Source organism: Rhodococcus cerastii, from assembly GCF_033042195.1.
Taxonomy (GTDB): domain Bacteria; phylum Actinomycetota; class Actinomycetes; order Mycobacteriales; family Mycobacteriaceae; genus Rhodococcoides.
The window spans coordinates 1-520 of the sequence record NZ_JAWLKF010000047.1; the positions used below are offsets into that span (position 1 = coordinate 1).

At 69.4% G+C, this 520-nt stretch carries 1 protein-coding gene; it reads right to left on the minus strand.

Features of this window, described 5'->3' with window-relative positions; translation table 11 throughout:
- Positions 1-520, minus strand: a 520-nt coding sequence (locus R3P93_RS24540; protein WP_317534367.1) for a beta-ketoacyl synthase N-terminal-like domain-containing protein, incomplete at both ends; no start/stop codon positions are given.

Consider the following 520-nt stretch of genomic DNA (forward strand, 5'->3'; position numbering starts at 1 on the left):
GCGGTGAGTTCGGTGCGGTCGCCGACCGCGGTGCCGGTGGCGTGCGCCTCGAACAGCTCGACCGAGGCGGGTGAGCAGTCCGCATCCGTGTAGGCGCGGTCGAGTGCGACGCGCTGGCCTTCGGCGCGGGGGGCGTAGATGCTCTTGGAGCGGCCGTCGCTGGAGGAGCCGAGGCCCTTGATGACCGCGTAGATGCGGTTGCCGTCGCGTTCGGCGTCGTCGAGGCGGCGCAGGGCGAGCATGCTGATGCCCTCACCGAGGAGGGTGCCGTTCGCCTGGTCGGAGAAGGTGCTGATCCGCCCGGTCGGAGACAGCGCGCCTACCTTGCTGAAGCACATGTAGATGAAGATCGAGTTCTCTGTGTACACACCGCCGGTGATCATGGTGTCGGCGCGGCCGTCGAGCAGTTCGGCGATCGCGGTCCGCATCGCGGCCAGTGAGGCGGCGCAGGCGGCGTCGACGGTGCAGTTGATGCCGCCGAGCCCGAACCGGTTCGCGATTCGGCCGGCGACGACGTTCG